General features: G+C 43.0%; 2 protein-coding genes. Both read right to left on the minus strand.

All coding sequences use genetic code 11. The annotated features are described in order from the left end of the window. On the minus strand, nucleotides 1-79 hold a 79-nt coding region (locus tag ACUVJL_RS28575), incomplete at its 3' end, for a hypothetical protein (RefSeq protein WP_445248936.1). A gap of 105 nt (nucleotides 80-184) precedes the next feature. Then, entirely contained in the window at nucleotides 185-1,129 is a 945-nt protein-coding gene (locus tag ACUVJL_RS28580; RefSeq protein WP_445248935.1) for an Rpn family recombination-promoting nuclease/putative transposase, read from the minus strand. Between the last annotated feature and the right edge of the window lie 614 nt (nucleotides 1,130-1,743).

Consider the following 1,743-nt stretch of genomic DNA (forward strand, 5'->3'; position numbering starts at 1 on the left):
GGCGGCCCAAGGAAGCAGCGACAATTCCCTTGCCGATACTGGAAACCACGCCGCCGGTCACAAACACAAATTTGCTCATAGGATTTTCGACTTTAGATGCTTCAATGTCAGGTCAGACTCAAATGTGACATAGGTAATCCATAAGGGCAACCACGGGGGATTGCCCCTACACCCCTTTGAGCTATCATTGACGATTGTTATGTGCTTGCAACCAACTTGTCAAATCTGACACACTGGCAAAGTCTAATAGTGCCTCTCCTAGATTCTCTAATTGCTGAGTGGATAACTGAGCGATGCGAGTTTGAATCTCCGGCGACAAGGGGCCGACACGGCGCTCCAACTGACGAACAATTAATGTCACATTTCCTTGTTTGATGCCTTGTTCGATGCCTTGTCTGAGTCCTTGTTCTATCCCGATTCTGGTAGCTTTGGTAATGGCACCGCGCTGGTCTTGAATAAAAATTTCTCGCCTTTCTAAATCTTCCAATTCATCCGGTTCGAGATTTGCTTCATTGGCAATTGTAAAAGCTTTGCGGAGTTCCGGTACATTTCCCAACTCTTCCGGCACCGACCTTAACGTCCGAGCGGTTTTCATGAAATATATCCACTTGTCAGTCAGAGTCTCTAATTCTGCTAAAGTCTTGTCAAATTTTGGCAACTCAACAAATACAAATTCTAATTCATCCGCCAAATAATCGACCAAGTTGTTTTTTTCTTTGATACAAAACCGCGAAATTACTGTTTCCAGATGCTCAAACATTTGGAAATCTGTAATCGTCAAGGCAATCACGGGATTTAAGAGGTTGTAGTTTTCTCCGCTTTTCAATTGCACTGAGTAAGCTTTGGTAGCATTGTATAATATCCGTTTTTCAAATGATTCTACATTCAACACCTGCATTTCAATAATCACAGTTTTGCTGCCACTAATTTTAGCTTTGACATCCAAGTAAGTATCTTTGACTCCTTTGATTTTTGGAGCTAAATAAGGGTCAATAATTTCTAAATCTTCGATGACTGGCTGTGCTTCGTAGAGGATGGCATTCAAGAAACTAATCAAAATGTCCTTACTGTCAGCAGAGCCGAAGATTTTTTTAAAGGCAAAGTCGGTTTTGGGGTTAATAAAATTCATGGCTTTTTCAATTTATTAGAGGTTGAGAGGTTGAGGTTAGAGTTATTTAATTATTTAACTATCATACAATCTTCTAGGTTGGGTTCGCGGACGATCGCCCCAACCGACCTCACCCCAATACGGATGCAAGCCGACAGCAATCGCCCTGAGCAATCATGGCTTAAACAAAAGTTCCAGCCCCCCATCTCAAATCTCAAATCTCAAATCTCAAATCTCAAATCTCAAATCTCAAATCGACAGTTCCAGAACCCCCCATGAGCCCGCAACGGCTAGTCAATCTAAAATCTCAAATCTCAAATCTCAAATCGACTCAGCCCGCAACGGCTAGTTAATCTCAAATCTCAAATCTCAAATCTCAAATCTCAAATCTACCTTAGGCGCTCAGTCATTTTTCTCAAAAAGCTAACTCAGGAACGTTTCGCCAACGGTAAAGTCATGGTATGGAAAGCACCTGAAGTCTGCTAAAAAAACATCTATGAAGTTTGTCTGCGTTCTATCCCCCCAACGGTTGCTTTCTGCTGGTATCGCATTGCTCGCTGCGATCGAGTGTGGCGCGTGGCTCGCTCCAGATGCGGCGCGGGCAAAAGCTCCTGGGGAAAATTATTCGTCTCTGT

It is taken from the genome of Microcoleus sp. OTE_8_concoct_300 (genome assembly GCF_031383065.1).
In the GTDB taxonomy this organism is placed as follows: Bacteria; Cyanobacteriota; Cyanobacteriia; order Cyanobacteriales; family Microcoleaceae; genus Microcoleus.